24 protein-coding genes and 1 pseudogene are annotated in these 26,025 nt (G+C 60.6%); 17 read left to right on the top strand and 8 right to left on the bottom strand.

All coding sequences use genetic code 11. From position 1 onward, the window contains the following. Positions 1 to 662: 662 nt before the first annotated feature. Complete coding sequence (locus ACXR0M_RS08720; RefSeq protein WP_458831522.1) at positions 663 to 2,471, bottom strand: monovalent cation:proton antiporter-2 (CPA2) family protein; 1,809 nt, start codon at positions 2,469 to 2,471, stop codon at positions 663 to 665. Positions 2,472 to 3,662: 1,191 nt separating this feature from the next. Between ACXR0M_RS08720 and ACXR0M_RS08715 the strand changes: the two genes are divergently transcribed. From ACXR0M_RS08715 to ACXR0M_RS08665, 11 genes are all read left to right on the top strand, one after another. Continuing rightward, entirely contained in the window at positions 3,663 to 7,307 is a 3,645-nt protein-coding gene (locus ACXR0M_RS08715; RefSeq protein WP_458831521.1) for an indolepyruvate ferredoxin oxidoreductase family protein, read from the top strand. A gap of 60 nt (positions 7,308 to 7,367) precedes the next feature. After that, a complete protein-coding gene (locus ACXR0M_RS08710; protein WP_458831520.1) occupies positions 7,368 to 8,444 on the top strand; it encodes an AfsA-related hotdog domain-containing protein in 1,077 nt (358 codons plus the stop codon). Further along, positions 8,441 to 9,622 (top strand): oxidoreductase, encoded by a 1,182-nt coding sequence (locus tag ACXR0M_RS08705; RefSeq protein WP_458831519.1) that lies wholly within the window; start codon positions 8,441 to 8,443, stop codon positions 9,620 to 9,622. Before ACXR0M_RS08710 ends, ACXR0M_RS08705 begins: the two co-directional genes overlap by 4 nt. After that, a complete protein-coding gene (locus ACXR0M_RS08700) occupies positions 9,619 to 10,392 on the top strand; it encodes an SDR family NAD(P)-dependent oxidoreductase (protein ID WP_458831518.1) in 774 nt (257 codons plus the stop codon). The genes ACXR0M_RS08705 and ACXR0M_RS08700 overlap by 4 nt, the downstream gene beginning before the upstream one ends. Beyond that, positions 10,392 to 11,213, top strand: a complete 822-nt coding sequence (locus ACXR0M_RS08695) for an SDR family oxidoreductase (protein WP_458831517.1) — start codon at positions 10,392 to 10,394, stop codon at positions 11,211 to 11,213. The genes ACXR0M_RS08700 and ACXR0M_RS08695 overlap by 1 nt, the downstream gene beginning before the upstream one ends. A gap of 38 nt (positions 11,214 to 11,251) precedes the next feature. Then, on the top strand, positions 11,252 to 11,566 hold the full coding sequence (locus ACXR0M_RS08690) for a hypothetical protein (RefSeq protein ID WP_458831516.1): 315 nt from the start codon (positions 11,252 to 11,254) through the stop codon (positions 11,564 to 11,566). Positions 11,567 to 11,586: 20 nt separating this feature from the next. Further along, positions 11,587 to 12,942, top strand: coding sequence for an ANL family adenylate-forming protein (locus tag ACXR0M_RS08685; protein ID WP_458831515.1), 1,356 nt, complete (start codon positions 11,587 to 11,589; stop codon positions 12,940 to 12,942). A 36-nt stretch (positions 12,943 to 12,978) separates the two neighbouring features. After that, on the top strand, positions 12,979 to 13,221 hold the full coding sequence (locus ACXR0M_RS08680; protein ID WP_458831514.1) for an acyl carrier protein: 243 nt from the start codon (positions 12,979 to 12,981) through the stop codon (positions 13,219 to 13,221). Next, positions 13,218 to 14,291: a ketoacyl-ACP synthase III gene (locus ACXR0M_RS08675; protein ID WP_458831513.1), complete on the top strand. Its 1,074-nt coding sequence runs from the start codon at positions 13,218 to 13,220 to the stop codon at positions 14,289 to 14,291. Before ACXR0M_RS08680 ends, ACXR0M_RS08675 begins: the two co-directional genes overlap by 4 nt. Positions 14,292 to 14,393: 102 nt before the next feature. Next, positions 14,394 to 15,017 (top strand): hypothetical protein, encoded by a 624-nt coding sequence (locus tag ACXR0M_RS08670; RefSeq protein WP_458831512.1) that lies wholly within the window; start codon positions 14,394 to 14,396, stop codon positions 15,015 to 15,017. 59 nt (positions 15,018 to 15,076) lie between these two features. Beyond that, on the top strand, positions 15,077 to 15,991 hold the full coding sequence (locus ACXR0M_RS08665; RefSeq protein ID WP_458831511.1) for a LysR family transcriptional regulator: 915 nt from the start codon (positions 15,077 to 15,079) through the stop codon (positions 15,989 to 15,991). On the opposite strand, the gene ACXR0M_RS08660 is transcribed toward ACXR0M_RS08665, so the two are convergent. Continuing rightward, on the bottom strand, positions 15,981 to 16,754 hold the full coding sequence (locus tag ACXR0M_RS08660; RefSeq protein ID WP_458831510.1) for a substrate-binding domain-containing protein: 774 nt from the start codon (positions 16,752 to 16,754) through the stop codon (positions 15,981 to 15,983). The genes ACXR0M_RS08665 and ACXR0M_RS08660 overlap by 11 nt on opposite strands. 6 nt (positions 16,755 to 16,760) lie before the next feature. Beyond that, positions 16,761 to 18,053: a tricarballylate/proton symporter TcuC gene (tcuC, locus tag ACXR0M_RS08655; RefSeq protein ID WP_458831509.1), complete on the bottom strand. Its 1,293-nt coding sequence runs from the start codon at positions 18,051 to 18,053 to the stop codon at positions 16,761 to 16,763. A gap of 427 nt (positions 18,054 to 18,480) precedes the next feature. Here tcuC and ACXR0M_RS08650 point away from each other — a divergent pair, with 427 nt between their 5' ends. Both ACXR0M_RS08650 and ACXR0M_RS08645 read left to right on the top strand, forming a co-directional pair. Continuing rightward, on the top strand, positions 18,481 to 18,789 hold the full coding sequence (locus ACXR0M_RS08650) for an RcnB family protein (protein WP_458831508.1): 309 nt from the start codon (positions 18,481 to 18,483) through the stop codon (positions 18,787 to 18,789). Positions 18,790 to 18,887: 98 nt separating this feature from the next. After that, complete coding sequence (locus ACXR0M_RS08645; protein WP_458831507.1) at positions 18,888 to 19,352, top strand: hypothetical protein; 465 nt, start codon at positions 18,888 to 18,890, stop codon at positions 19,350 to 19,352. A 10-nt stretch (positions 19,353 to 19,362) separates the two neighbouring features. Here the strand turns inward: ACXR0M_RS08645 and ACXR0M_RS08640 are convergent, their stop codons facing one another. Beyond that, positions 19,363 to 20,430 carry a diguanylate cyclase domain-containing protein gene (locus ACXR0M_RS08640; RefSeq protein WP_458831506.1) on the bottom strand — a complete coding sequence of 356 codons (1,068 nt, stop codon included), beginning with the start codon at positions 20,428 to 20,430 and terminating at the stop codon, positions 19,363 to 19,365. 163 nt (positions 20,431 to 20,593) lie between these two features. On the opposite strand from ACXR0M_RS08640, the gene ACXR0M_RS08635 reads away from it, so the two are divergent. Further along, the gene (locus tag ACXR0M_RS08635; RefSeq protein ID WP_458831505.1) at positions 20,594 to 20,932 is read left to right on the top strand and encodes an FKBP-type peptidyl-prolyl cis-trans isomerase; all 339 of its coding nucleotides are present in this window, start codon (positions 20,594 to 20,596) and stop codon (positions 20,930 to 20,932) included. Positions 20,933 to 21,011: 79 nt separating this feature from the next. Here the strand turns inward: ACXR0M_RS08635 and ACXR0M_RS08630 are convergent, their stop codons facing one another. The 3 genes and pseudogenes from ACXR0M_RS08630 to ACXR0M_RS08620 form a co-directional block, all read right to left on the bottom strand. Further along, positions 21,012 to 21,347, bottom strand: coding sequence for a hypothetical protein (locus tag ACXR0M_RS08630; RefSeq protein WP_458831504.1), 336 nt, complete (start codon positions 21,345 to 21,347; stop codon positions 21,012 to 21,014). A gap of 8 nt (positions 21,348 to 21,355) precedes the next feature. Next, positions 21,356 to 21,595, bottom strand: a pseudogene (locus tag ACXR0M_RS08625) (pyocin S6 family toxin immunity protein). A 259-nt stretch (positions 21,596 to 21,854) separates the two neighbouring features. Continuing rightward, the gene (locus ACXR0M_RS08620) at positions 21,855 to 22,232 is read right to left on the bottom strand and encodes a DUF6124 family protein (RefSeq protein WP_458831503.1); all 378 of its coding nucleotides are present in this window, start codon (positions 22,230 to 22,232) and stop codon (positions 21,855 to 21,857) included. 614 nt (positions 22,233 to 22,846) lie between these two features. On the opposite strand from ACXR0M_RS08620, the gene ACXR0M_RS08615 reads away from it, so the two are divergent. Further along, positions 22,847 to 23,122 (top strand): metal/formaldehyde-sensitive transcriptional repressor, encoded by a 276-nt coding sequence (locus ACXR0M_RS08615; RefSeq protein ID WP_458831677.1) that lies wholly within the window; start codon positions 22,847 to 22,849, stop codon positions 23,120 to 23,122. Positions 23,123 to 23,132: 10 nt separating this feature from the next. Continuing rightward, positions 23,133 to 24,086: a CDF family Co(II)/Ni(II) efflux transporter DmeF gene (gene dmeF, locus ACXR0M_RS08610; RefSeq protein ID WP_458831502.1), complete on the top strand. Its 954-nt coding sequence runs from the start codon at positions 23,133 to 23,135 to the stop codon at positions 24,084 to 24,086. On the opposite strand, the gene ACXR0M_RS08605 is transcribed toward dmeF, so the two are convergent. Then, complete coding sequence (locus ACXR0M_RS08605) at positions 24,083 to 25,189, bottom strand: cytochrome P450 (protein WP_458831501.1); 1,107 nt, start codon at positions 25,187 to 25,189, stop codon at positions 24,083 to 24,085. The genes dmeF and ACXR0M_RS08605 overlap by 4 nt on opposite strands. Before the next feature lie 78 nt (positions 25,190 to 25,267). Between ACXR0M_RS08605 and ACXR0M_RS08600 the strand changes: the two genes are divergently transcribed. Continuing rightward, positions 25,268 to 26,017, top strand: a complete 750-nt coding sequence (locus ACXR0M_RS08600) for an ArsR/SmtB family transcription factor (RefSeq protein WP_458831500.1) — start codon at positions 25,268 to 25,270, stop codon at positions 26,015 to 26,017. Positions 26,018 to 26,025: the final 8 nt, after the last annotated feature.

The raw sequence follows: 26,025 nt of genomic DNA, 5'->3' as shown, positions 1-26,025 counted from the left end.
GCTGGCGTCTTCGCTGGCAAGCCAGCTCCCACAGGGTTTTCGGTCGTTCACAAAACCTGTGGGAGCGGGCTTGCCCGCGAAGGCGCCTGCCCGGTTTGCCGAAAATCCGGATCTGTGCAAACGGCTCAAGACTGGCGCGACTCTTCTTCGGATGTTCACAAAACCTGTGGGAGCGGGCTTGCCCGCGAAGGCGTCCGCCCGGTTTGCCGGAAATCCGGATCTGTGCAAACAGCTCAAGACTGACGCGACTCTTCGGATGTTCACAAAACCTGTGGGAGCGGGCTTGCCCGCGAAGGCGTCCGCCCGGTTTGCCGGAAATCCGGATCTGTGCGAACGGCTCAAGACTGGCGCGACTCTTCTTCGGATGTTCACAAAACCTGTGGGAGCGGGCTTGCCCGCGAAGGCGCCTGCTCGGTTTGCCGGAAATCCGGATCTGTGCAAACAGCTCAGGACTGGCGCGACTCTTCTCCGGATGTTCACAAAACCTGTGGGAGCGGGCTTGCCCGCGAAGGCGTCCGCCCGGTTTGCCGGAAATCCGGATCTGTGCAAACAGCTCAGGACTGGCGCGACTCTTCTCCGGATGTTCACAAAACCTGTGGGAGCGGGCTTGCCCGCGAAGGCGCCTGCCTGGTTTGCCGGAAATCCGGATCTGTGCAAACAGCTCAGGACTGGCGCGATTGCTCTTCCAGCTGATCCGATTCGAACAACCGCGCCAGTTCCGCCCGGGCTTCCTGGGCGGTCTGCAGGACTTTGGCCGCGTCGTCGTAGACCGCGTGCTGCGCTTCCAGTACCTGTTCGTCGTGGTGCTTGAAGCGCTTGATCCGCGCATCGGCCTGGGCCTGGGTCAGACCGAGGCCGACCAGGGTGCGGCGGCTCATTTCCAGACTGGAGTAATAGGTCTCACGAATCGCTTCGGCGCCGACATCCACCAGACGGTGCACGTGCTGCCGGTTACGGGCGCGGGCGATGATTTTCATCTGCGGATACAGCTTGCGCACGATCTCGGCGGTCTTGATGTTGGTCTCCGGATCATCGGTGGCAATCACGAAATATTCCGCCTCGTCGACCTTGGCCGCATGGAGAATTTCCGGGCGCATCGGGTCGCCGTAGAACACCGGCACACCGCCGAAGCTGCGCGACAGTTCAATGGTTTCCACCGAAGTATCGAGCGCCACGAACTTGATGTTCTGCGCGCGCAGAATCCGCGCCACGATCTGACCCATCCGGCCCATGCCGGCGATCACCACACGCGGTGCTTCGGTGTCGATTTCGCGGAACTTCTCCGGCACTTCCACCGGCTGCACTTTCGGGCTCACCAGTCGCGCGCAGATCAGCAGCAGCAGCGGCGTCAGCGCCATCGACAGGGTGATGGTCAGCACCAGCAGGTCATACAGACGCGGCTCGAACAGGCCCTGATCGCGGCCGATCTTGAACACCACAAAGGCAAATTCACCGCCGGCCGCGAGGACGATGCCGAGGCGAATCGCACTGACCTTGGTCAGCCCGCCGGCCAGACGCCCGACCACAAACAGCAACGGCAACTTCAAGGCGATCAGCAGCAGGGTCAGGCCGAGCACGGTGACCGGTGCACTGAGCAGCAGACTGAGGTTGGCGCCCATACCGACACTGATGAAAAACAGCCCGAGCAGCAGGCCTTTGAACGGCTCGATCTGCGCTTCCAGCTCATGGCGGTATTCCGAGTCCGCCAGCAGCAGGCCGGCGAGGAACGCGCCGAGTGCCATCGACACACCGACCAGATCCATCAGCCACGCCGTGCCGATCACCACCAGCAATGCCGTGGCGGTAGACACTTCCGGCAGACCGGTTTTCGCCACGATGCGGAACACCGGACGCAACAGATAACGCCCGCCGACCACCACCACGGCGATCCCGCCAAGCACCTGCAATGCATGGTTGAGACTGTTGCCGCTGTCGGTGTCGTGGCCGCCACCCGCAAGCATCGGCACCAGAGCGATCAACGGGATCGCAGCGATGTCCTGAAACAGCAGAATCGCAAACGCCAGGCGCCCGTGGGGGCTGGTCAGTTCCTTGCGCTCGGCGAGGCTTTGCAGGCCAAAAGCGGTGGACGACAGTGCCAGACCCAGGCCGAGCACGATCGCACTGTTCAGCGGCTGACCGAACACGTACAACGCCAGCACGCCGATCACCGCCGCGGTCAGCAGCACCTGCGCCAGACCGACGCCGAACACCGATTTGCGCATCACCCACAAACGCCGGGGTGACAACTCCAGGCCGATGATGAACAGCAGCAACACCACGCCCAGTTCCGAGATGTGCGCCACGCTTTGCGGATTGCCGATCAGGCCCAGCACCGACGGGCCGATGATCACCCCGGCCAGCAGGTAACCGAGTACGGCGCCCAGTTGCAGACGTTTGGCCAAAGGCACGGTGAGCACGGCCGCGAACAGAAACACGACAGCGGCTTGCAGCAGATTGCCTTCATGGGGCATGGGGGAAACTCCTGACAACGGTACGGCGGGGGGGGACAAGGATAAAGGCTGATTACCTGCCGCACCACAGGCGCTGGCGCGGTGACTATTCGATCCCTGGTATCTCTTCGGCGTGAATGACCTTGAGTCGACAACTGTTTAGCAGTTGGAAGGTTGTCACATGGCTGCCACCGGGTTAAAGCGGCTCCGTAATTATGTGGCGTTGTAAAGTTATACTTTGGTCTTAAATGTCTGCTGAGTGATATTGCCGAATCATTGCGCGCCCGTCCGATAATCGCTGACGATTGCCGAAGTTTTGCATGAGCCAAAGCGCACGGGGCTTACTCATATACCTGGACAGCCAGTTCGATAATGTAAAGCTTCGAACTGCATTCCATTTCTCATTGCCCGTAGCGATTGCGTGAACCGGATAGTTCATGATTCACGATCGTCGATTAAATCTTTGTTACAACGATTGACAAGTTGAGGGCGCCGCACCTACTATTTTTCACCCAAGATGCTGGCTGTTTATAACGGCCATAATAAAGCGACCAGGATGGCCGCACGAAGTTTTCATAAGGAATTGAAACTTGTATCTGGATTCCAATGGATCGGAACCTCTGCGATTTCGGCTCGATCAGCTCGTTTCCTGTCTTGCTCAGGACGTGGCGCACGATCATGCGAAGACTGAAATCAGGACGTCATTGTCACGTCGCCAAATTCATGACGATTACTCGATAAGGTCCCGTGCTACGGCGGCTTCGGTCGAATTCATCCATGCAATGAACCGAAAAAAACTGTTCAGCTGTTTGCGCTTCAAGTCGCAGGCCAAGCATTTTCTGAACGGCTCATAACGTCGGCGGCTGCAGGCAACCCCATTGATGCAAGCTGTAACGCGCTTATAAAGCCGCATGCCCGGTTGAGCGAGTTTCGCCGGTTTAAAGTTGTTGTCGCCGAGGCGAGGGATATCTTTTATCTAGAGCAGGATTTTCATAAGGATTTGAAAATTTGTACCTGTATTTCGTGCTGCCTGTTTTAAAAGACTGAAGTAACTCGATGTGCTTCCGGTAAGTTTCGGAGCCGTGCGAGTGCATTTGTCTGTGCGGCTGTTCAGGTACTTATATATGCCGAGTGCCCATCCTGTTGCACTTCAAGGCTGGCTGCGCAAAAGAAAGCACATTGACTGTGAAGTTTTCATAAGGATTTGAAACTGTGTACTTAGATTCCATTGATTCAGAACGCCAACACCTGCAACCCGACAAGAACATGACGGATGACACCCGGAAAGGATTGTCGCGAATCGAGCAATATGACAGTCGCTCGATGTATTGCCGGGAACACGCGCAGCCCAATGAACGAATCTTTCTGAGCGGTCAGCAGGCGCTGGTGAGATTGTTGCTGTCCCAGGCTGAACTTGATCGCTCCAACGGTCTTCGTACCGCCGGATTCGTCAGTGGTTATCGCGGCTCACCACTGGGGGGCGTGGACCGCGAACTGGTCAAGGCCAAGACGGTGCTGGAGGATGCGAACATCCGCTTTCTTCCGGCGATCAACGAAGATCTGGCCGCCACGGCGTTGATCGGTACCCAGCGTGTCGAAAGCGATCCGCAGCGCCTGTATGACGGCGTGTTCGGCATGTGGTACGGCAAGGGTCCAGGTGTCGACCGCTCGGGTGATGCGATCAAGCACGGCAGTTCCTATGGTTCGTCACCCAACGGCGGCGTGCTGGTCATCACCGGCGACGATCACGGTTGCGTATCGTCATCAATGTCGCACCAATCCGACCGCACGCTGATGGCCTGGGGTTTGCCGGTGATTCACCCGGCCGGGCTGGCCGACTACGAACGCTGCGGGTTATGGGGCTGGGCGTTATCCCGGGCCTCAGGTTTGTGGGTGGGTTTCAAGGCCATTACCGAGACGGTCGAGGCGACCGCCTCTGTCGAGTCGATCCCGCTACCGGCGTTTGTCACGCCGGATATCGATCCGGGACCGGATGGTCTGCACTGGCGTTGGCCAGACCTGCCCGGCATGCAGATCGAGCGTCGCACCGCGTACAAATTCGCCGCCGCCCGGGCCTTTGCGCTGGCCAACCCGATCGACACCGCTGTCACCGCGCCCGCTCGGCCGGCGCTGGTCATCGGCGCAGTCGGCAAGGCTTATGGCGACGTGCGCCAGGCCTTGCAGCAATGCGGCATCTCCCTCGAACAACTGGAAAGCGCCGGCGTCGCGCTGCTCAAGATCAACCTGGTGTATCCGCTGTCACCGCTGCTGGAGGCCTGGACCCAGCGCGCAGACAAGGTGCTTATCATCGAAGAGAAGCAAGCGATCGTCGAAGAACAACTCAAGCACAAGTACTACAACGCGGCGCATGAACAGCGGGCAACGATCATCGGCAAGACCGATGAATACGGCCAGCCGCTGATTTCCGATCACGAGGAACTGCGTCCGTCGCGCCTCGCCGCACTGCTCCAGCAGCGTCTGCAGGACCTGGGCATTGAACTGAATCTCCCGGAGTTCTGGCGCATGCCCGGCGTCTCGCGGGTCACAGACTGGATTCGGCGTACGCCTTATCTGTGCTCGGGTTGCCCGCACAACACCTCGACTCAAGTGCCCAAGGGAAGCGAAGCACGGCTCGGTATCGGTTGCCACGCGATGGCGGCGCGCATGCCGGAACGCTCGACTACCGGCAGCGTGCAGATGGGCGGCGAAGGCGTCGACTGGTTGGGCCAGGCGCCGTTCGTGCAAACCCCGCACGTCTTTCAGAATATCGGCGACGGGACATTTTTCCATTCCGGATTCCTCGCCGTGCGTCAGGCTATCGCGGCCGGTGCGACCATCACTTACAAGCTGCTCTACAACGACGCGGTAGCCATGACCGGCGGCCAGCCGATCGACGGCAAGCTCACGGTGAAGAAAGCCGTTGAGCTGCTCAAGGCCGAAGGCACGCAGCGGATCGTGGTGGTGGCGGACGACCTGCAGCGCTATCAGGCGCACGACAGCCTGCCACAGGGCATCGAAGTGTTTCACCGTGAACAGCTCGAAGCGGTGCAGCTGCAACTGCGCGAAACCCGTGGCGTCAGCGTGCTGATTTTTGATCAGGTGTGCGCGGTGGAAGGGCGCCGGCGCAAGAAACAATTGCCGGCACCCGTAGTGAAGACCGAAGTGGTGATCAACGAAGCCGTGTGTGAAGGCTGCGGTGATTGCCAAGTCAAATCCAACTGCCTGTCGGTAATTCCCCTGGAGACACCGTTCGGCGCCAAACGCCGCATCGACCCGCACTCATGCAACACCGATCTGTCGTGCATCAAGGGTTTTTGCCCAAGCTTCGTGACGGTGACCGGCAAGCCGCGACGCGTTCCACGCAAACTGGCCGACGGCGCTCAGGTGCTGGCGCGTGCCGAAGCGCTGGCGCTGCCGCCAGCACCGCGCGCGCTAGACCTGCCGTATGAAATGCTGCTGGTGGGGGTTGGCGGCACCGGTGTGGTGACCGTGGCGCGGGCAATTGCCATGGCTGCCCACCTCGATGGGCGTGCGGTCAGCGTGCTCGATTTCACCGGTTTCGCGCAAAAGGGCGGTGCGGTGTTGAGCCATGTGCGTCTGGCGGGTGATGCCGACGCGTTGCACCAGCACCGCATCGACATTGGCGGCGCCGACCTGCTGCTCGCTGCCGATCTGGTGGTGGCCAGCGAAGACGATGCGCTGGCCACGCTGCGGCCGAACAAAACCGTGGTCATCGCCAACAGTGCCCTGACTCAGACCGGCGCGATGTTGCGCAACACCCAACTGCGTATTGAAACCGACGCGATTCAAGCGTTCCTGAAGCACAAGGTCGGTGCCGAGCACTTCCACAGCCTCGATGCCGGTGAGTTGGCGAACAGCCTGGTCAGCCCGATGCAAGCCAACATGCTGTTGCTCGGCTATGCCTGGCAGAAGGGCACGGTGCCGGTGTCGCTGCCCGCGCTGAAAAAGGCCATCGACTTGGCCGGCAGCGCCGCCGCCAACCACCTGGCTTTCGCCTGGGGCCGGTTGTGGGCGCAGGACGCGACCTTCGTTGCGCCTTATCTGGATCAGGCAGTGGATGCCGTGTCGACGATCGCGATCCGCGACATCAGTGACACGCGCGGCCGTCGCGAAAGCCTCGAACAACTGATCAACAACCGCAGCGAGTTCCTCACCGACTACCAGAACGCAGCGTATGCGGCGCGTTATCGCAAGGTCATCGAGCAGCTGCGCACGCTGCCGGCGGCCGGTGATGACAGCGCGCTGACCCACGCGGTGGCACGCAACCTGTTCAAGCTGATGGCCTACAAGGACGAGTACGAAGTTGCGCGGCTGCTCACCACCCGCCGTTTCACCGACTCGCTCAAAGCCCGGTTCGACGGCGGCATTCGCCTGAAATTTCACTTTGCCTTGCCCCTGCTGCGCAAGAACCAGGAAAGCACTGGCGAACCGAAAAAAATCGCCTTTTCCGGCTGGATCCTGCCCTTGTTGAAAGTCCTCGCCAAGGGCCGGGTATTGCGTCACACCCGGTTCGACCCGTTGGGTTATTCCGCCGAGCGCCGTGAAGAACGCCGCTTGCTCAGCGACTACGAACGGACCCTGCAACGCCTGCTGCCGAGATTGAACTCGGAGAATCTCTCGGCGTTCGTGGCCTGGGCAAGCCTGCCGGATTCGATTCGCGGCTATGGCCACGTCAAGGCGCGTTCGATCGCGGCGGCACGTCTGCGCGAGAACGACCTGATCGAACAGATTCTGGCGGACAAGCCGGTCATTCACGGGGTCGAGTCATGGCAGCCATCCCCCGTTATCGCCAGACAACCGAGCGCAGAGGAACGCGACGTGATGCAAGCCTCCTGAACGGAGCAGTCGCCAGTCCCGCCCAACAAGAAATACAACAACTTCCGAGATGAGCTGAGCATGATGAATAACGACAGCATTGCCCCTGACCTGCTGCACAAAGGTTCGGCAGATGACGTTTTGATTGCGGCCCCCAGAGACGCGCTGCCGCTGTATGTGAACGAAGCGCTGATCGCGGCCAACGGGCATAACCCGTTGGTGCGCAGCTTCGTCGCCAGCGCTGACCCGCAGCGCTGCTTCGAGATTGCACCCGCTCTGCAGAAGAAGAGCCGGATGGACGGTGTCGGCGCTGCTGATGAATGGAACCGGGTGAGGGCGTTGCCCTACCAGATCGTTGCCGCGCAAATGCAGTCGGCTGACACCGGGATCGACAACCTGGAGTTTGCGGTGGCCGCCCTGTGCGAATCGATTCCGCCGATCCGCCGCGCCAGTTCGTTCCGCTTCATCAATAACGCTGACAATTACTTTTTCTACCGCAAGGCGCACGAACATGTGCCGGGGACGATGTTCATCGAAGCGGCGCGCCAGGCGGTCTATCACCACCTGTATCACCACACCGATCATGCGCGCGGCGCCGTCACCGTCAGCGTCAATGAGCTGAACGCGAGTTTCTTTGCCTACGCCGAGCTGATGTATCCGATCGAACTGGTGGTCGACAACATGATCCCGAGCGATGCCACGGCGCCGAAGAAAATCCACCTGCGGGTCGCCTTCTATCAGCGCCAGACGCTGTTCGCCACGGTCGACACCAAAGCCACCGTGATCGATATGCCGCTGTTCGAAAAGACCCGCAATATCTTCATCTACTCCAACGACTGGTTCGCCCCGCTGCAGCCATCGAAGCTGGCCTGCACGATCAGCGACTCGCAGGGGCGCAAGGTCGAGGTGCAGTTGTTGGGACTGGGCAAGAGCGGTTGCGTAACGAGCAAAGCGGACCTTGCCGATCCCGTCACCCTGAACATCGTCTACGAGGGCAAATTGAGCTTCACTGCCAACGTTCGTCGCACCGCCCAGGGCGAGCGGGCGGCGTGGGAGTTTGTCGAGGCGGATTTCAGCGGCTTGCAGGTGATCAGCGACATGATCAAGCGCGGTTTCGTTTACCTCGATGAACCCGCTCTCGCGGCGCTCAAGCCATGATCGTCGACAGCCATAGCTTCCCGGCGGCCACCCAGGCGCTGCCTTTCGGTACGCAGGCGGTGGCGAAGAATCGGCTGTATTTCTCCTCGCTGGGCATGGACCTGTGTGATGAACACGGCTTCCCGCGACCGGCGTTCTTTTCCGTTTATCAAACCTTGATGGACGGCGGTGCCGGTTTTGGTTTTCTCGGCAATGCCAGCGTCGACGCTGATGCACGCTACAACAGCCGAGGTCTGCGCCTGACCTCGGCGGCCCACGCGCAGGCCCTGCGTCCGTTGTTCGAAGCGGCGCGGACGCGGGGTTTTCCGTTAGGTGTGCAACTGCAGCATTACGGGCCGCAGTCCTTGCCGTCGAAGCAGGGGATCATTCTGACCCCCAGCGCCATCGCGTCCCCGACCATCCTCAGCGCGTACCCCGAGGCACGGGCAGTGGCGATGACCGAGGCACAGATCCAGCGCTGCATCGAACAATTCTGTGTCGCTGCCCGCTACGCACAGCAGGCCGGTGCCACGCTGATTCAATTGCAGGCCTCCAACGGCTATTTGATCAGCAGCTTTCTGTCGCCGAACACCAATCAGCGTGAGGACGACTGGGGCGGCACGCCACTCAAGCGCGCCAGGCTGTTGCTGGCGATTGTCGAAGGCATTCGCCATGCCACTGACCACAAGGTCGCGGTCACCGTGCGCCTGGGCATTGACGACGGCCTTGGTGCGCAGGGACAGCACGCGGCGTTGCTGGGTGATGTGGTTGCCGCGCTGGAGTCCAGCGGGGTGGCTGCGATTACCTGTTCGCTGGGCATCAGCGAGACCTTCCGCTTTTTTTTCAAAAACACCGCACAGGCCCTGGCCATGTCGCGCAACGGCTGTCGCTATCTGAAGCGCTTCGTGCGCATTCCGCTCGGCTTCACCGGTTCGGTCGCGGACGTGGCGCAAGCCGATGAAATCATTGCCAGCGGCGATGCCGATTTCGTCGGGTTCGGCCGCGCCATGCTCGCCGACAACCACTTCGTCGCCAAGCAGTTGGCGGGCCGGGCGGATCAGGTCAACCGCTGCCGAGGCGATGCCTTTTGTTTTCGCGACAAAAAAGAGCCCATGGCCGAGCGCGTGTACTGCTGCGTCAATCCGGACTATCGGCGGCCAGAACCACTTCAACAGCACTATGAGGAAAACCTGAAATGAACTTCACCGCCAAGATCGCTCTCGTTGTCGGGGGTACACGCGGGATCGGTTTCGATGTCAGCCAGAAACTGATCGAAGCCGGCTGCATCTGTTACATCACCGGGCGCAACGAGGACGATGGCCTCACTGCGCAAAATCGCCTCGGCGAAAACTGCACGTTCATCCGCAGCGACGTCACCGACGAAGCCTCGGTGGTCGAGTTGTTCCGCATCATCAATGACCGGCACGGTCGCCTCGATCTGGCCGTCAACAATGCCGGGGTCACCTCTAAACATGCGCCCATCCGGGACATGGATTTTCCCGACTGGAAGCGCGTGCTGGAGATCAACCTGCTGGGCCCGTTGCTGTTGCTCAAGCACGAGACCAACCTGATATCCAGACACGCCGGCGGTTCGATCGTGAACGTCTCGTCCTGCGCCGGTCTGCTCGGGGTTGCCAGGCAAAGTGCCTATTCCACCAGCAAGGCAGCGTTGAACATGCTGACCCAGGTCTGTGCGATTGAATGCGCTGAAGAGGCCTTGCCCGAGCGCCATTCGATCCGGGTCAACGCGGTGTGCCCCGGGCCGACGCTGGGCGGCATGAATTCCGAAGAACGGTTGAAGGCCAATCCGGAATCCACCCGGCACAAGTTGCAAGTGACGGCGATGAAGCGTTTTGCCAATCCGGGCGAGATTTCCGCGGCGATCCTGTGGCTGCTGAGCGACGCCTCGTCGTTTGTCACCGGGACCGTGATGCCAGTCGATGGCGGTTTTTCCGCCGGTAAATTCTGATGCACACGGTCAAACGCAACACCGCCGCGGGTGCCCGGGACAAGGCCAGACAACGGGTGTTCATCACTGGCGTGAGCAGCGGTATCGGCGAGGCGCTGGCGCAACTGCATCTGCACAACGGACACACGGTTTTCGGCACCTCGCGGCGTCAGCCCTATGCGTTGATGGATCATCCGAACTTCCATTTTCGGCCGTTCGACCTGTCCCGGCCGAGCGAGATGGGCCAGCTGTTCAAGGATGACTTTGCCGGCTTGCTGGAGCAGGGCGTTGACCGGGTTTTCCTGAATGCCGGGGTCAGCGGAAACGTGCCGGGACGTGGCGCGGAGTTCTCTCTGGACGAATTGCAGCACGTGCTCAACGTCAACGTTCTGGCCAATAAAGCCATGCTCGACCTGCTGCTGTCGGCAGCACAGCGCCCGGCGACTTGCGTGTTGTCAGCCTCGATGGCCGGCGTACGTTTTCGCGCGGGGACGCTGCCGTACAGCTTGTCGAAAGCTGCGCTGGCGGCATTGGGCGGGGTCTACGCCGAGGAAAATCCGCAGGTCTTCTTCGCCGTGCTCGGCCTGTGCAACGTCGACACCGGTCTGTCGCGGCAGGTGAGTTTCAGTCAGCGCACCGCCGACTTCGCCGACCTCAAGGCGCTGCAGCAACGGGCTCTGGCGCCCGGTTACATGGTCTCGCCCGCACAACGTGCGCAGGACATGCTGGCGGTGATCGATGCACCGGATGCCTACGGAATCAAGAGCGGGATATTCGTCGACATGCGCACGGCGCTGGCTGATCAGCGCAAAGCCAGTCAGCCACTGTCTCAAGCGGAGTGAACGCAGGGACCTGCCTCAGCCAATCAAGGAATGTTGGAATGTTCAATCAAGTCAAAGAGCTGACCGAGTCAGCCGTTCGGCTACAGGATCTGTTACTGAGCACCCCGATCGATCTGTCCCGAGGCGAGGACAGCCGTCTCTACGGCGTGGACGGCAGCATCGACTCGCTGACGCTGGTGTCGATTATCGTCGATGTCGAGGAAAAGCTGCGTAGCCAGTTCGGTGTCGACGTGCGTCTGGCCGACACCACCGACCTGCCCGAATCAGCCACGCCGTTTGCCACGCTGGGCACGCTGATCGCCTACATCATGGACCGGTTGTCTGCAGCGCAAGCTCAGGCTCAGGCCGTTTGATCGAACAACGGAGCAGGGGTATGCAAGCAGCAGGATTTTTGGCGCATCTGAAAAGCGCCGGCAGCCAATTGGCGATCGTCAGCGACGAGGGCCGCTTTACCTACGAGCAGTTGCATGCGCAAATCACCGCGTATGGCGCGGAGCTGGCGGCAAAGTCTGTACGTGATTCGTGCGTGCTGCTGGTCGATAACTACAGCTTCAACAGCGTATGCATGCTGTTCGCACTGTGGCTGCACAACAACGTGGTCGCGCTGTCGGTACCCAAAGGCGAAGAGCAACTGGCGCAGTTGGCGGGTGCAGCAGGCGCGCGGTTTTCCGTCATCGGCGGGACGCCGCCGTTCGCGGTCATTCAGCACGCCAACGGTCTCGTGCCGCCGACCGTAGACGCACTGCTGTCGCGCCATCAGGCCGGCTTCATTGTGTTTTCTTCAGGCTCGACCGGCCCGGCGAAAGGCGTGGTGCACAGCGTCCAGCCGTTCTTCGAGCGCTATCTGAGTGCCGAGCGCTGCGGGGCGATTCTGGCGTTTCTGCTGTTCGATCACATTGGTGGACTGGTCACCGTGCTGCAAGCGCTGGCAACCCATGGCACGTTGATCCTGCCCCGGGAACGCTCGCCGCAAGAGGTCGGTCGCTGTATCGAAGCGTTCAACGTGCAAACCCTGCACGTGTCGCCGACGCTGCTGAATCTGGCAACGATCACCGGAGTCTTCCAGAAGTGGAACACGACCAGCCTGCAGCGCATCTACTTCGGCTCCGAACCGAGCTCGCCGGAGGCGATTCAGCGTATCGCCAACCTCTTGCCACACGTGCAATTGCAGCAGCTGTACGGGATGTCGGAAATCGGCGTGCTGCCGTGCCGCAGCAAGGACGGCGACAGCGCCTGGATGGCGATCGACGATCCGAACTACAGCCTGCGTGTGGTCGACGGCATTCTGCAGGTGCGCGGGGCGACCAACATGCTCGGCTATCTGGCCACTGCGGGTGACCTGTCGAGCGACGGCTACCTGATCACCCATGACCTGGCCGAAGAACACGAGGGTTATTTTCGGGTCACCGGGCGGGCAGTCGACCTGATCAATGTCGGCGGCAAGAAAGTCTTTCCATCGCACGTGGAAAGCGTGCTGATGGGTTTGCATAACGTCTCCGACGTGGTGGTCTACGCGCAGCCCAACCCGCTGCTCGGGCAGATCGTTGCCGCACGTTTCACGCTGTTCGAGCCGGAGACGCTGGAGGCGTTCAAGGTTCGCTTGTATCAACACGTTCGCGGCGTACTGACCCAGGAACAACTGCCTCGGGTGGTGTCCATTGCCGAGACCCCGCTGTACACCAGTCGCTTCAAGAAAATGCGTCACCCCGGCGTTCTCGCTCAGTCGTGAGACCGGTTTACTCATCACGTTATAAGGAAATGACAAATGATTGATCTGGTAAAAATGCGCGCAAGCATCGCGCAAATCCTGTTCATTGCGCCGCACGAGCTGCGCGGCGAAACCGTTCTGGAAAACAGTGATAACTGGGATTCGATGGCGCGTATCGGAATTGTCGCTCTGGTGTTTGAACAAACCGGGGTAAGCGTGTCGGGCGAAGAGATCGAGCGCGTGGTAACGGTGCAGGATCTGTTCGATCTGATCGACCGGAAAATCAAGGACGCCGCATGAGCCTGCTGACCATTGAGGGTGTCGCCATTCGTGCGGTCACGGCGGCGCTGCCCGAGCGCCGGGTGACCGAAGAAGACTTCGCCGAACTGTTCGGCGCCAAGGAAGTTGCGCGCATCGCCAAGAGCACGGGCATCCAGTCGATCCGCGAAACCCGCACTTTGCACACCTCCGACCTGATCATCGCCGCGTGCCGCAACCTGCTCGATAAAGGGCACGCTGCGGCACCGGACATCGATGGCCTGATCGTGGTGACCCAGACTCCGGATTCGTGGGTGCCGGGCGTCGGTTTCGTGGTGCAGCAAGCGCTCGGTCTGCCGCAGCAGTGTCTGGTGTTGAATATCGCCGCTGGCTGCTCCGGCTATATCAGTGCGCTGGTTCAAGCGGGGGCGCTGATTTCTTCCGGGGCCTGCAAGAAGATTCTGCTGTGCACCGGCGATGTGACTACACGGATCCTCGATGAGCGTGACCGGCATGTGAAAATGCTTTTTGGCGACGGCGCTTCGGCAACCTTGCTGGAGTCCGGGGCCGGTCGGTTCGAGTTCATTTGTGGCGCCGACGGCAGCGGCGGTGCGGCGCTGCAGTCCGACATCGCTTACGCCCGGGAAGAGGGCAGCCACGTCTGCGCGACCATTCAGCGTTTGCAGATGGACGGCACGGCGGTGATGAACTTTGCCCTGAACCGCGTTCCGCAGACCGTCAAGGCCTTGCTCGATGCCACGGGGGCGAGTCCCGCCACGCTGGACTTGCTGGTGCTGCACCAGGCAAACGAGTTCATGCTCAATTATCTGCGGCGGATGATTGGTGTAACGGCAGACAAGATGCCGGTCGACATCGATGGCGTCGGCAACACCAGTTCTACCTCGATTCCGATCGTGCTCTCACGGCATGCCGCGATCGGCACTCCGCAGGCCGAACACGTTGTGCTGTGCGGATTCGGTGCCGGGTTGTCGTGGGGTGCGCTGAAGGTCGATCTGCGTCAGACGGTCGCTGTGGCACCTTGCGAAGTGCCGGAAAAGAGCGCTCAGGCGCCATCACCGGCGCAGGTTGCCGATGAGATGTTGCCAGCCTGATCCCGAACGGCGTTACACGGCAGCTTTGCGGCGATGCTCGCAGCTACCCGAAAAGCTGCCGCGCCTGGTTCAAATCGTCTGATCACACGGGACCGCTGTCGCATGATTCGCACATTCTGCAAGGCCCTTGGCATCATTGGGCGCAAGGACAATCTGCTGTGGGAATACCCTTCACCTTTTCTGCCGTTGTTCCAGTTTCACGAACGCCATGAATCGGCTGTCATCCGCGCGCAGCCTGAGGAGATCATCGCCGCCGTTTGCGCGCTGGACATGCGCGAAGACCGCGTGGTCGATGCCCTGCTTCGCTTGCGCGAGTGGCCGGGGAAAGTGCTGCGCAAGTTCAGCGGCCGCGCGCCGCAGCAGGACAGCGCGCCTTTCGGATTTGACGCTTTCACGTTGCTTGAACGCACGCCGAGCGAGTTGTCCCTGGGCTTGGCCGGACGCTTCTGGCGCCCCGACCTGAAGACTGAGCACGTCGATGACGCTCAAGCGTTCCAGGCGCTGGATGATCCGCACGTGGCGAAACTGCTGCTGCGCTTTCAAGTCATCGAACATCCGCAAGGTGTGCGCACGCTGCGCACCGAAACGTTCGTCTATTGCGCCACCACGCGCACGAAAATGTTGTTTACCCCGTACTGGTTGCTGATCCGTTTGGCCAGCGGCTGGATCCGCCGGCGTAACCTTGCGGCGATCCAGCGGCAATTCTCGTCGACGCGCGCGGTGTAAAAAAGCGCATCAATTAGTTACATTGATAGCCTTCGCGAATCAATTCTTTCGAGTGCGCCATGGCCATCAACTTCGACCTCAACGACCTGCAAGCCTTTCGCGCGGTGGTCGAGCAGGGCAGTTTTCGCAAGGCTGCCGACACCGTGCGCCTGTCGCAGCCGGCCCTCAGCCGGCGCATCGAAAAGCTCGAGGACGCCCTCGGCGTGAAGCTGTTCGAGCGCACCACGCGCAAGGTCAGCCTGACCCAGGCCGGACGCGGCTTCATGCCCAGCGTCGAACGCTTGCTCGATGACCTGGACGTGGCGCTGCTGGGCATCAGTGAAGTCGCGTCGACCCGGATGGGCCACGTCACCGTGGCCTGCGTGCCGTCGGCGGCGTACTACTTCATGCCGCGGGTGGTGGCGCGTTATCACCAGCAGTTTCCGCGGATCAAGGTCAAAGTCCTCGATTCCAGCGCCCACGATGTGCTGAGCGCGGTGGTCAACGGCGAGGCGGATTTCGGTTTGAGTTTCATGGGCACGCAGGATGCCAAAGTCGACTTCGAGCCGCTTGTGCAGGAGTGCTATGTCGTCGCGTGCCGGCGCGATCATCCGCTGGCCGGGCGTAGCAGCGTGAGTTGGGACGAGTTCTATCAGCAAGATTACATCTCGCTGGACAAGACTTCAGGCAACCGTTTTCTGCTTGATCAGGCCCTGAGCCGGGTGGTGCCGCAGCGTCCGAGCATCTGCGAGACGCGGCATGTGACGACGATGATCGGTCTGGTGGAGGCGGGGTTGGGCGTGGCGGCGGTGCCGCTGATGGCGATGCCGGGGCCGGATCATCCGATCCTGACGCGGGTGCCGCTGATTGATCCGCAAGTGATGCGCAGTGTCGGCATCATCAAGCGCCGGGGTCGCACGTTGACCCCGGCGGCATTGGAGCTGGAGCGGCTGGTGGTGGAAATGAAAGTCCAGCCGCCAACGATCAGCGCTTGACCGAGTCCAGTCCGGTGGCTTGCACGTCTGCCTGGGCGGCCGGTGCGGCGAGATAGTCGAGCAGGGCCTTGGCTTCTTTTGGATGCTGCGCACCGACCGGGATGCCGGCGGCGAAGCGCGTTACCGACTGCACCGACTCCGGAATCTTGCCGACAAACGTCACACCCGGCACCGGCAGCAATTCGCTGACCTGCTGGAAGCCCAGTTGATATTCGCCATTGGCCACCACCGAGCCGACCGGGACTTTCGGCACCATCTTCGCCTTTGGCTTCAGCTGATCTTCGACGCCAAGTTTCTTGAACAACTCCTTCTCGATGTACACGCCGCTGGCGCTGTCGGAGTAGGCCACGGATTTTGCGTCGAGCAGGGTTTTCTTCAGGCTGTCGACGTTGCTGATGTCCGGTTTCGGCGCGCCTTCACGCACCACCAGACCGATCCGCGAATCAGCCAGTTCCACCCGCGAAGCCGGGTCGACCTTGCCTTGTTTGATCAGGTCATCGAGGGCGTAACCAACCATGATCACCACATCAGCGTGTTCGCCACGGGCCAGACGATTGGGGATCGCTTCCGGCGCCTTGCCCATCGACGGGCCGAGTTGGGTGTCGAGGGTGTTGCCGGTGGCGGCAGCGAATTTCGGCCCGAGGATTTTATAGGCAGCGGTGAAGCCGCCCGAGGTCATCACGTTCAGCTGTTCAGCATGTGCCAGGGCACTGAAGGCGAAGAGGGCGACGGCGCTGAGGTTGAGTAGTTTTTTCAAGGTCATTGCTCCTTATGCGGCAACCGGTTGCAAACGGCCGCCTGCGCGGCGATAGAGGTACAGCGTGGCGCACAACGCACACAGTGCGCCGATGCTCATCCAGTAACCCGGCGCGGCCTTGTCGCCGGTGTACTGAATCAGGAAGGTCGACATCGCCGGGGTGAAACCGCCAAATACTGCGGTCGCGAGGCTGTAGGCGAGGGAGAAACCGGCCACGCGCACTTCCACCGGCATGATCTCGGTCAGCGCCGGAATCATCGCGCCGTTGTACATGCCGTAGATGAACGACAGCCACAGCAGCGACAGCAACATGTGGCTGAAGCTAGGCGCCTGTACCAGGTACGACAACGCCGGATAAGTGGTGGCCAGCGCCAGCAGCGACATGGCGATCAACACCGGGCGACGACCGATACGGTCGGACAAAGCACCGCCAATCGGCAGCCAGAAGAAGTTCGACACGCCCACCAGCAAGGTCACCAGCAGCGCATCGGAAGTGCTCAGGTGCAACACGGTTTTGCCGAAGGTCGGCGCGTAAACGGTGATCAGATAGAACGCGGTGGTGGTCAGCGCAACCATCAGCATCCCGCCAAGCACCACGCCCCAGTTCTGGCCGAGGGTGCGGAACACTTCGCGCATGCTCGGGCGGTGTTTGCGTGCGGCGAACTCTTCGGTTTCCGCCAGGTTACGGCGCAACACGAAGATGAACGGCACGATCAGGCAGCCAACGAAAAACGGAATGCGCCAGCCCCAATCGGCTACCGCGCTCGGCGCCATCCAGGCGTTCAACGCATAGCCCAGTGCGGCGGCAACGATGATCGCCACTTGCTGGCTGGCGGACTGCCAGGCGGTGAAGAAGCCTTTGCGGCCCGGGGTGGCGATTTCCGACAGGTACACCGACACGCCGCCCAGTTCCGCACCGGCCGAGAAGCCTTGCAACAGCCGCCCGATCAACACCAACGCCGGGGCGAACAGACCAATGGTTTCGTATCCGGGCACCAGCACAATCAGGATCGTGCCGCTGGCCATGATCGACAGGGTGACAATCAACCCTTTGCGGCGACCGACGTCATCGATGTATGCGCCGAGCACGATGGCGCCCAGCGGACGCATCAGGAAACCTGCGCCGAACACGGCAAATGTCATCATCAGGGAAGCGAACTCACTGCTCGCCGGGAAGAACACCGCCGCGATCTGTGTGGCGTAGAAGCCGAACAGAAAGAAGTCGAATTGTTCGAGGAAGTTACCCGAGGTGACCCGGAAGATAGCGCCGGCCCGCGAGCCGCCGTGAGGGATTGAGGCTGTCATAGAAAAAACTCCACCGCTTTTATGACGTGCGCGACGTGGAAGCGGCGCACGGTTGTTATTGCGGTGGATGGTGGCGCAGGTGTAACCGGATGTTAATTGCATTATTGGCATGCATTGATGCGTAAAACGGATCAATGGCTCAAGGTCGCTGCACGACCCTGTGGGAGCGAGCTTGCTCGCGAAGACAATTTTCAGGCAAAGAAGGTGGTGAGGCTGCCGGCCTCTTCGCGAGCAAGCCCGCTCCCACAGTTTTGCCGGGCGTGCACACATTTTGTTGCTTCAAAGAACCTTGTGGGAGCTGGCTTGCCAGCGATGAGGCCATACCTGCCAACTACAATCTTCCAGCCACCCCACGCAGAAAACACGGAATGATTCCGCGCCTGCGCAGTCGGAGTTCAGGTATCACACATCTGAAGGAGGTTCACCGATGAACAGCAAAACCCTGATCGCCAGTCTGGCCCTGGTTGCCGGCATGGCCGGAATCACTCCACTTGTTCAAGCGGCGCAAACCTCAAGCGAACCCGCCGTCCAGTCGCCGACCAGCGACCGGGAATTGAAGGTCAACGACCGCGCTCCCGATATTTATCAGCGCAGCGACAAAGCACTGAAAAACTGGAAACAGAAAGGCCTGAAAGCCCCGGTCGATCAGGCGCAGTGGGTGCAAATCAACGACAAGTACGTGATGGTCATGATCACCAACGGCACCATCGTCGAGATGCAGCCTGTCGAGCGGTAAGCTCGGCAACAATTGGCCACGGATGGTCGATTGCATTTGGACGCCATTCCGGTAAAACGCGAAGGGCGTTTCGAGTGACGGGATGTCAGGAGTGATCGTTGGAAAAGAAACCGCTTTATCGCAAGGAGAACACCCGTACGTGGGGCGTTCGACGTAATGAGTCGGTCGCGCACTATCGGTATGAGCGTAATACCAAGCTGGAAAGTCGCAGCGATGCTGCGCGAGGTTCGATGCATGGAGGCAAACGCTACGGCCTGGATTACACCCCCTTGTTTCGCTTTCTGTTGTCTCGCGTTGGAGGCAACTGGGATGAGATTTACAGCGAGGCGGTGGCGCGTCTGGATCGACCAGAGCCAGTATTCTGGATGGTGGCCATCCATGAAGATGATCGCGAGGACGTCGTGCGACTGGGTGAATCGAGTTACTTCAACGGCCTGTATGTTGATGAGCGAAAGCGTCTGCAGATCGTCAATCCGGCCCTGAAGGCGGAGGAGATGAAACCCCGTTGCCAATGTTGCACCCATACCTTCAATGGCGTGGTGTTTGGCTTGCCTCCTGACTGAATGGCGCCATTCAGTTATGGCTTAACACCTGGCCACCCCCCAACCGATACTGATTATTCCCACTGCGCTTGGCCTCATACATCGCCAGATCGGCAATGTGCAGCAGCCGGTCCATGGTCGGCGCATGATCGGGAAACACCGCGACCCCGAGGCTGGTGCCGATGTGGCGCTGGTCGTTGCCGATACTGATCGGCGGCGACAGTTCGATGAAAATTTTCTGACAGATGCTGCGGGCTTCGTCCTGCAGGTTGATGCTCGGCGCCAGGCCCTGCAGGATCACCACGAATTCATCGCCGCCGATGCGCGCGACGGTGTCAGTGGCGCGCAGGATGCGTTTGAGGCGGGTGGCGGTGGTGATCAGCACGCGGTCGCCGGCGGCGTGGCCGTAGTGGTCGTTGATCGCTTTGAAGCCGTTGAGATCGATAAACACCAGCGCCACTCGGGTGTGGCTGTGATGAGCCTGTTCGAGGGCGGCGGACAAGCGCTCTTCGAACACCAGACGATTGGGCAGACCGGTCAACGGGTCGAAATGAGCGAGGTGTTGCAGGTAACTGGCCGAAGCCTTTTCTTCGGTGATGTCGCGCACCACGCCCATCATCTTGATCACCGCGTCGTGATCGTTGCGCACCACGTTGCCGGTCTCGCGCAGCCAGCGAATCGTGCCGTCGGACCAGACCACGCGGTATTCCTCATCGTGATTTTCACCGGTTTCCAGGCAACGCAATTCGCCGTCGCGCACGCGAATGCGGTCGTCCGGGTGCACGCAAGAACAGAACAGCGCATAGGACGGGGTGATTTCGCCGATCTTGAACCCGAACATGCCGTAAATCGCGTCCGACCAGTACAGCCGATCGGTGTCGACTTCCCAGTCCCAGGTGCCGATCCGCGCAAAATACTGACTGCGCTTGAAGCGCTCGGCATCGTTGTCCTGATGGATACTTCTGCCATCAGCGGCGCGAGTCAGCAGTTCGCGGTACTCGGCCAACTGACCACGCAAATCGCGCTCGCGCAAAAGCAGCACGGCAATCACCGCCAGCAGGACGACGCCAATGGCAAGGCCGATCCACAGTTGAATCATCGAGGCGCTGCCAGCATGACGAGTTGATCCGTGAAGTAATGGCGGATGGCTATGTTAAGTCTTCGCCACTCACTTCGGATACAGCGGTGATAGACGCCTGCGGGTTGCCAATCACCGGCAATTCTGGGAAAACGGCCGCCAGCTGAACCATTGAGTGAATGACATGAATGAAGAACTGCAGGTAATCGATCTCCAGGTGGGCGAGGGCAAGGCTGCCGTCAAAGGCGCGCTGATCACCACCCATTACACCGGCTGGCTGGAAGACGGCAGCGAGTTCGACTCCTCCCACAGCCGTGGCAAACCGTTTCAGTGCGTGATTGGCACCGGCCGCGTGATCAAGGGCTGGGATCAGGGGCTGATGGGCATGCAAGTGGGCGGCAAACGCAAACTGCGGGTGCCGGCGCATCTGGGGTATGGCGAGCGGACGATGGGCAAGATTCCGCCGAATTCGAATCTGGTGTTCGAGATTGAGTTGTTGGAGGTTTTGACGCGGGAGGATTGAGTGCGTCGGGTGTTGAACCGGTTCGGATGAGGTGCGAGCGACCTCATCTGAATGTCTGGAGGTTGAGCGTCCGGCGGGGTCAGGTAAATATGGCGATATCGTCTAGTGTGTCTTCAATGATGCCCTTTAGTGTAGGGAACTTCAGTTGAACGGTTTCCAGCGCGGGCAGGACAGTTTCGGTGTCCAGGTCGCCATGACGTCGGACGATATGGCCAAGTGCGGTGACAGCAGACGCCACAATCGCTTCGGTTTGGTTGGTGAGATATTTAAGACAGGTGTCTTGAGCCCAGGCTCTGTCGGTTTCATTCAGACCGATGGACACCAGCGCAGAGATCACATTGTCCTGCAAATCGCTGGCGAGACGTCTTATCGCCTCATCGTGACTGATTGATGGATCTTGATAGGTGAGGCTCACTGTCAACGTTATTCCCTTACGCCAATGAACAGGTCGAGTCCGGTTGGCAGCTGTTCGCTCAGTGCTTTGGCGATTTTTTGAGTTTGGGCTTCTGTAAGCAGCCATTCGCCATCGGGACTTTCATCGAGGTTCTTCCAGCCCAAGACAGCCATCACTGCAGGCTCAAATTAAGGTTTGACCGTCAACTCATATTTTAGCGTGTCGTCCTCGGCGTCACCTTTCAGAAAACCGCTAATCCATAAAAACATAATTATCCTTTTCTGCACGTCGGGAGTGTTCTTCGGAAAACTCCAACGGCTTGGCAAAGCGTGCGCTTCAGTTTGGCCCACCGGCATATTTTGGCGGGATCCTGCGGCGTGTTTTCCATTGCCTTCGCGAGCAGGCTCACTCCTGCAGGTGAGTGCGGCGCCTCTTGGGGTTTGCGCACATCGCCACTCCAATGTGGGTTTTCGCCTTGGCGCCGGGTTCCTTATGGCGAGGTAGCAAGCCCCTCGCCACAGGTGCGTTTTAATTCCTGATGGGCGGTTCGAGGTTGTCGAGGGCGCGGTTGACGGCGAGTTCGCCGAGCATCACCACTTGCTGGATGCCGAGTACGGTGTTGCGGTAGGGCGAGTCGAGCAGGCTGGCGAAGTCGCTGAGCATGATGCTGGCCGAGGCCATGGATTCGCAGGCGTGGGCCAGCAGTTCTTCGTTGTGCAGGTTGGGGGCGACGACGAACATTGTGCTGGGTTTACGCGCTTGTGGGGTTTGCGGTTTCAGGTAATGGTCGAGGGCGCGTTCGGCGGCTTCGTGGAGCTTTCTGGAATTGGCGTCGGAGTAGGGGGACGTCGATTCCGGGTCAGGTATTGCGTCCGCTTCTGGCGGATTTGGCGTTACTTTGAACATTTGCGAGACCTTTTATTGAGGCTGCCAACCATCGCGACTAAACGAAAGGTGGCGGCTGCACGCAGGTTAGTCGACCGGTGGTCTCACAATTCCCGGCGCGCCCGAAGGCGCCCTGCGCGCAGCCACCATTGAGTGCAGGGTTTACCTGACTGAATGGACGCTTTACGAATTGTGAAACCAACGAGCGACTAAACCCGATCACTGACTATTCAGTGACGCGAATCAAGTTACCGATGCCCCCCAAACCGCACAAGCCGGCGGATTCTGGCGTAGTTGTAGGCAAAGGCGCAAGGCGATGTAGCCTGGTGGATGATGCCGAAATGATGCTGCGTTTTTCCGGCAGCCTTCACCTGCAGCTAGCGGATGCAGGGGATTTGGGTCGGGCGCTGCCGTCATTACACCGCCGAACAATTGTGGGAGCGAGCTTGCTCGCGAAAGCGGTGTGTCAGGCCCCCGCGATGCTGAATGTGCTTGCCTCTTCGCGAGCAAGCTCGCTCCCACAGGGGGATGATGTCGTTCATTGCATTGCGTTCATCCCTTGAATGCTCATGGACCTTGCGATTGCCAAAGCCATCGGCCACTATGCGCGGCATATAGGGGTAGGGGGTATGGGTATGTCGCACATTCACGAACACAAAGACGAGCTGCTTAACCGCGTGCGGCGGATTGCCGGGCAGGTGCAGGCGGTGGAGAAGGCGCTTGAGGGCGATGCCGATTGCGCCAAGACCTTGCACTTGGTGGCGGCGATTCGCGGGGCGGTCAACGGGTTGATGGAGCAATTCATCGAGGCCCACACCCGAGAGCACGTGGCTCATCCCGACCTCAGTGACGCCGAGCGCGCCCAGGGCGCCGAAGACCTGCTGCAAGCCATCCGCCGTTATTCCAAATAGAGCACGCCTCATGAACCTCACTCCCGACGCTGAGCGTTTCAGCCACGATCACCAGTTTCTCGGCGCCTCTCACGATGAAAACGCCCGCCGCACCTTGTGGGTGGTGGCGCTGACGTTCGTGATGATGATCGGCGAAATCGCCGCCGGTTACCTCACCGGTTCCATGGCCCTGCTGGCCGATGGTTTCCATATGGCGACCCATGCCGGCGCCTTGGGCATCGCTGCGGCGGCTTATGGATTTGCCCGGCGCAACGCCAACAACCGCCGCTACAGCTTCGGCACCGGCAAGGTCGGCGATCTGGCCGGATTCGCCTCGGCCATGGTGCTCGGCCTGGTGTCGCTGGGGATTGCCGGCGAGTCGATCTTTCGCTTGTTCGAACCCACCACGGTGGCGTTTGGCGAAGCGACGCTGATTGCGATTGTCGGTCTGGCAGTGAACCTGATCAGCGCGTTTCTGCTGATGGGCCATCACGGCCACGACCATCATCATGGCCATCATCACGGCCATCATCACGGTCAGGCGCACGGCCACGATCATCATCACCATCACGACAACAACCTGCGCTCGGCCTACGTTCACGTGCTGGCCGATGCCCTGACCTCGGTACTGGCGATTGCCGCGTTGCTGGCCGGGCGTTACCTCGGTTGGGTCTGGCTGGACCCGGCGATGGGCATTGTCGGCTCGATTGTCATCGCCAAATGGGCCTACAACCTGATGCGCGACAGCGCGGCGGTGCTGCTGGATGCCACCGACGAACCGGTGGCGGCGGAGATTCGTGAGCTGCTGGAAACCTCCGGTGATGTGCACATCAGCGACCTGCACGTGTGGCAGGTTGGTCCGCAGGCGCGGGCGGCGATTGTCAGTGTGGTGGCTGCGGCTGGCGTCACTGCCGAGGCGATTCGCGAGCGGCTGGCGCCGGTGCATGAGCTGTCGCACCTGACCATTGAGCTGCATCGCGCTTAAGGCTGTGCTGCGCTGAACAATGGAATCCGCCCATTCAGCGATGGGCGGTAATGCCACGTCAGCTGCTGCAGATTCACACCCTGATCAAGGATTGCTCTGACAGTCGCCGCGGCAATGCTCAGTGCCAGCGCTTGGCCCGGACATTGATGCCGGCCGCTGCCAAAGCTGAAACTGCGCCGATTCGGCCGCTCCAGCAGAAACCGTTCAGGTTCTTCATTTAACCGGGGATCGCGGTTGGCCGAGGCCAGCAGCACCAGAATCACCGCGCCAGCCTCAAGCCGTACGCCGTCGATCTCACACGACTGCGCGACAAATCGCCGGGTGTTCTGCACCGAAGGATCAAAACGCTGAACTTCGGCCAGCAGCGCGTCCATCGCGGCGTCGCGCAATTCAGGCTGACGCCGCAGCGCAACCAAGGCGTTGCCGATCAATCCAGCCGTTGCTTCGAATGTTTGCGAACAGAGGCCGATCAGGTTGGCGATCAGGGTTTCATCATCGCCTGCAAACCGTTGCATGATCGCCATGAGCAAAGCGCTATGCGGTTGTTCCGCGAGCAATTCGATGAAACAGCCGCGTAACTGCTCGGCGGCGGAATGCGCCGCCGCCAGCTGCAGGTCATTGCTCAGTGGCGACAGGCAGGCGACAAAATCCGCCGTCAACTCACTGATCGCCCGGCTCTGCGCCGGAGTAAAACCCAGCAGCGCCGCGACCACGCACACCGGGCCGCGAAACATCGCCTTATATAAGCCGTCGGTATCCGCCGTGATCCAGCGCGCCGCCACCAGTGCGCGGACGTGCTCATCATCGATCAACTGCAGGGATGGCTCGACCGCCGCACGCGGGCAGCGCTGGCGTTCGCCGTCGTTCATTCGCATTAACAGTCCGAACACCTTGCCTGCCAGGCCGTCGGCAATCGTTTTGGGCACCGGCTCCTGCGGCGGCCGCACCCGGCAATCGGCGTGCGCCAACACCGCACACACGACGCGGGCGCTGCTGGCGACCCACAGTTTCAACCCATGATGAAAAGTCAGTCTGCCCTCGGCGCGCAATTCGGCGTAGTAGGGGTAAGGATCGGGGTGCGTCGCCGCGCTGATCGGGTCCATGGTTCACAGCCTTGTGGTGGGGAAAGTGATGCGAGTATCTTCGGTTGGCAGCGGCGACGATTCGTCGGGGAGCGAAATATGCACGCAGAACATCAAGACATCGGCGTTTCGCAAGTGGCCGCCGCCATCGCCGAACCGGCACGCACGAAAATTCTCTGCTCGCTGATGGACGGCCACGCCCGCACCAGCACCGAGCTGGCGGCGATCGCCGAAGTCAGCGCCTCCACCGCCAGTGCGCATCTGGCGAAGCTGAAGGATCTGGCCCTGGTGCGCCTGCACGTACAGGGTCGCCATCGTTATTACAGCCTTGCCGATCAACGCGTGGCGCAAGCGCTGGAAGCGTTGATGGTGATCGGCCAGAACGCCGCGCCAGGCTTCAAGCCGCACACCCCGGATCGTCTGCAATTCGCCCGTACCTGTTACGACCATATGGCTGGCACGCTGGCGGTGTTGCTGCATGACCGGTTGCTGGAGGCGGGCTGGTTGCTGGAACCCGATGAACAGGGCTATCGCTTGAGCGACAGCGGCGCGGCGTTGTTCGAGGGCCTGGGTATTGAAGTGCAGGATTTGCGTACATTGCGCCGCAAGTTCGCCTGCCCGTGCCTGGACTGGAGCATGCGTCGTCCGCATTTGGGTGGTTCGCTGGGGGCGGCGGTGTTGCAGGCGGCCTTGAAGCGCAAGTGGGTGACGCAGGATCTGGACAGTCGGGCGTTGGCGTTGACGGCGGTAGGGCGCAGGGAGATCGGGGTGCGGTTCGGGGTCGAGTTGCCATTGGAGGCGAAGATCAAAAGATCGCAGCCTGCGGCAGCTCCTACATGGATTGCGTAGATCGGTCG

This window comes from Pseudomonas sp. Eth.TT006, from assembly GCF_054456575.1.
The sequence above is the reverse complement of the archived record's forward strand: the minus strand, read 5'-3'. Positions and strand labels throughout refer to the sequence as shown.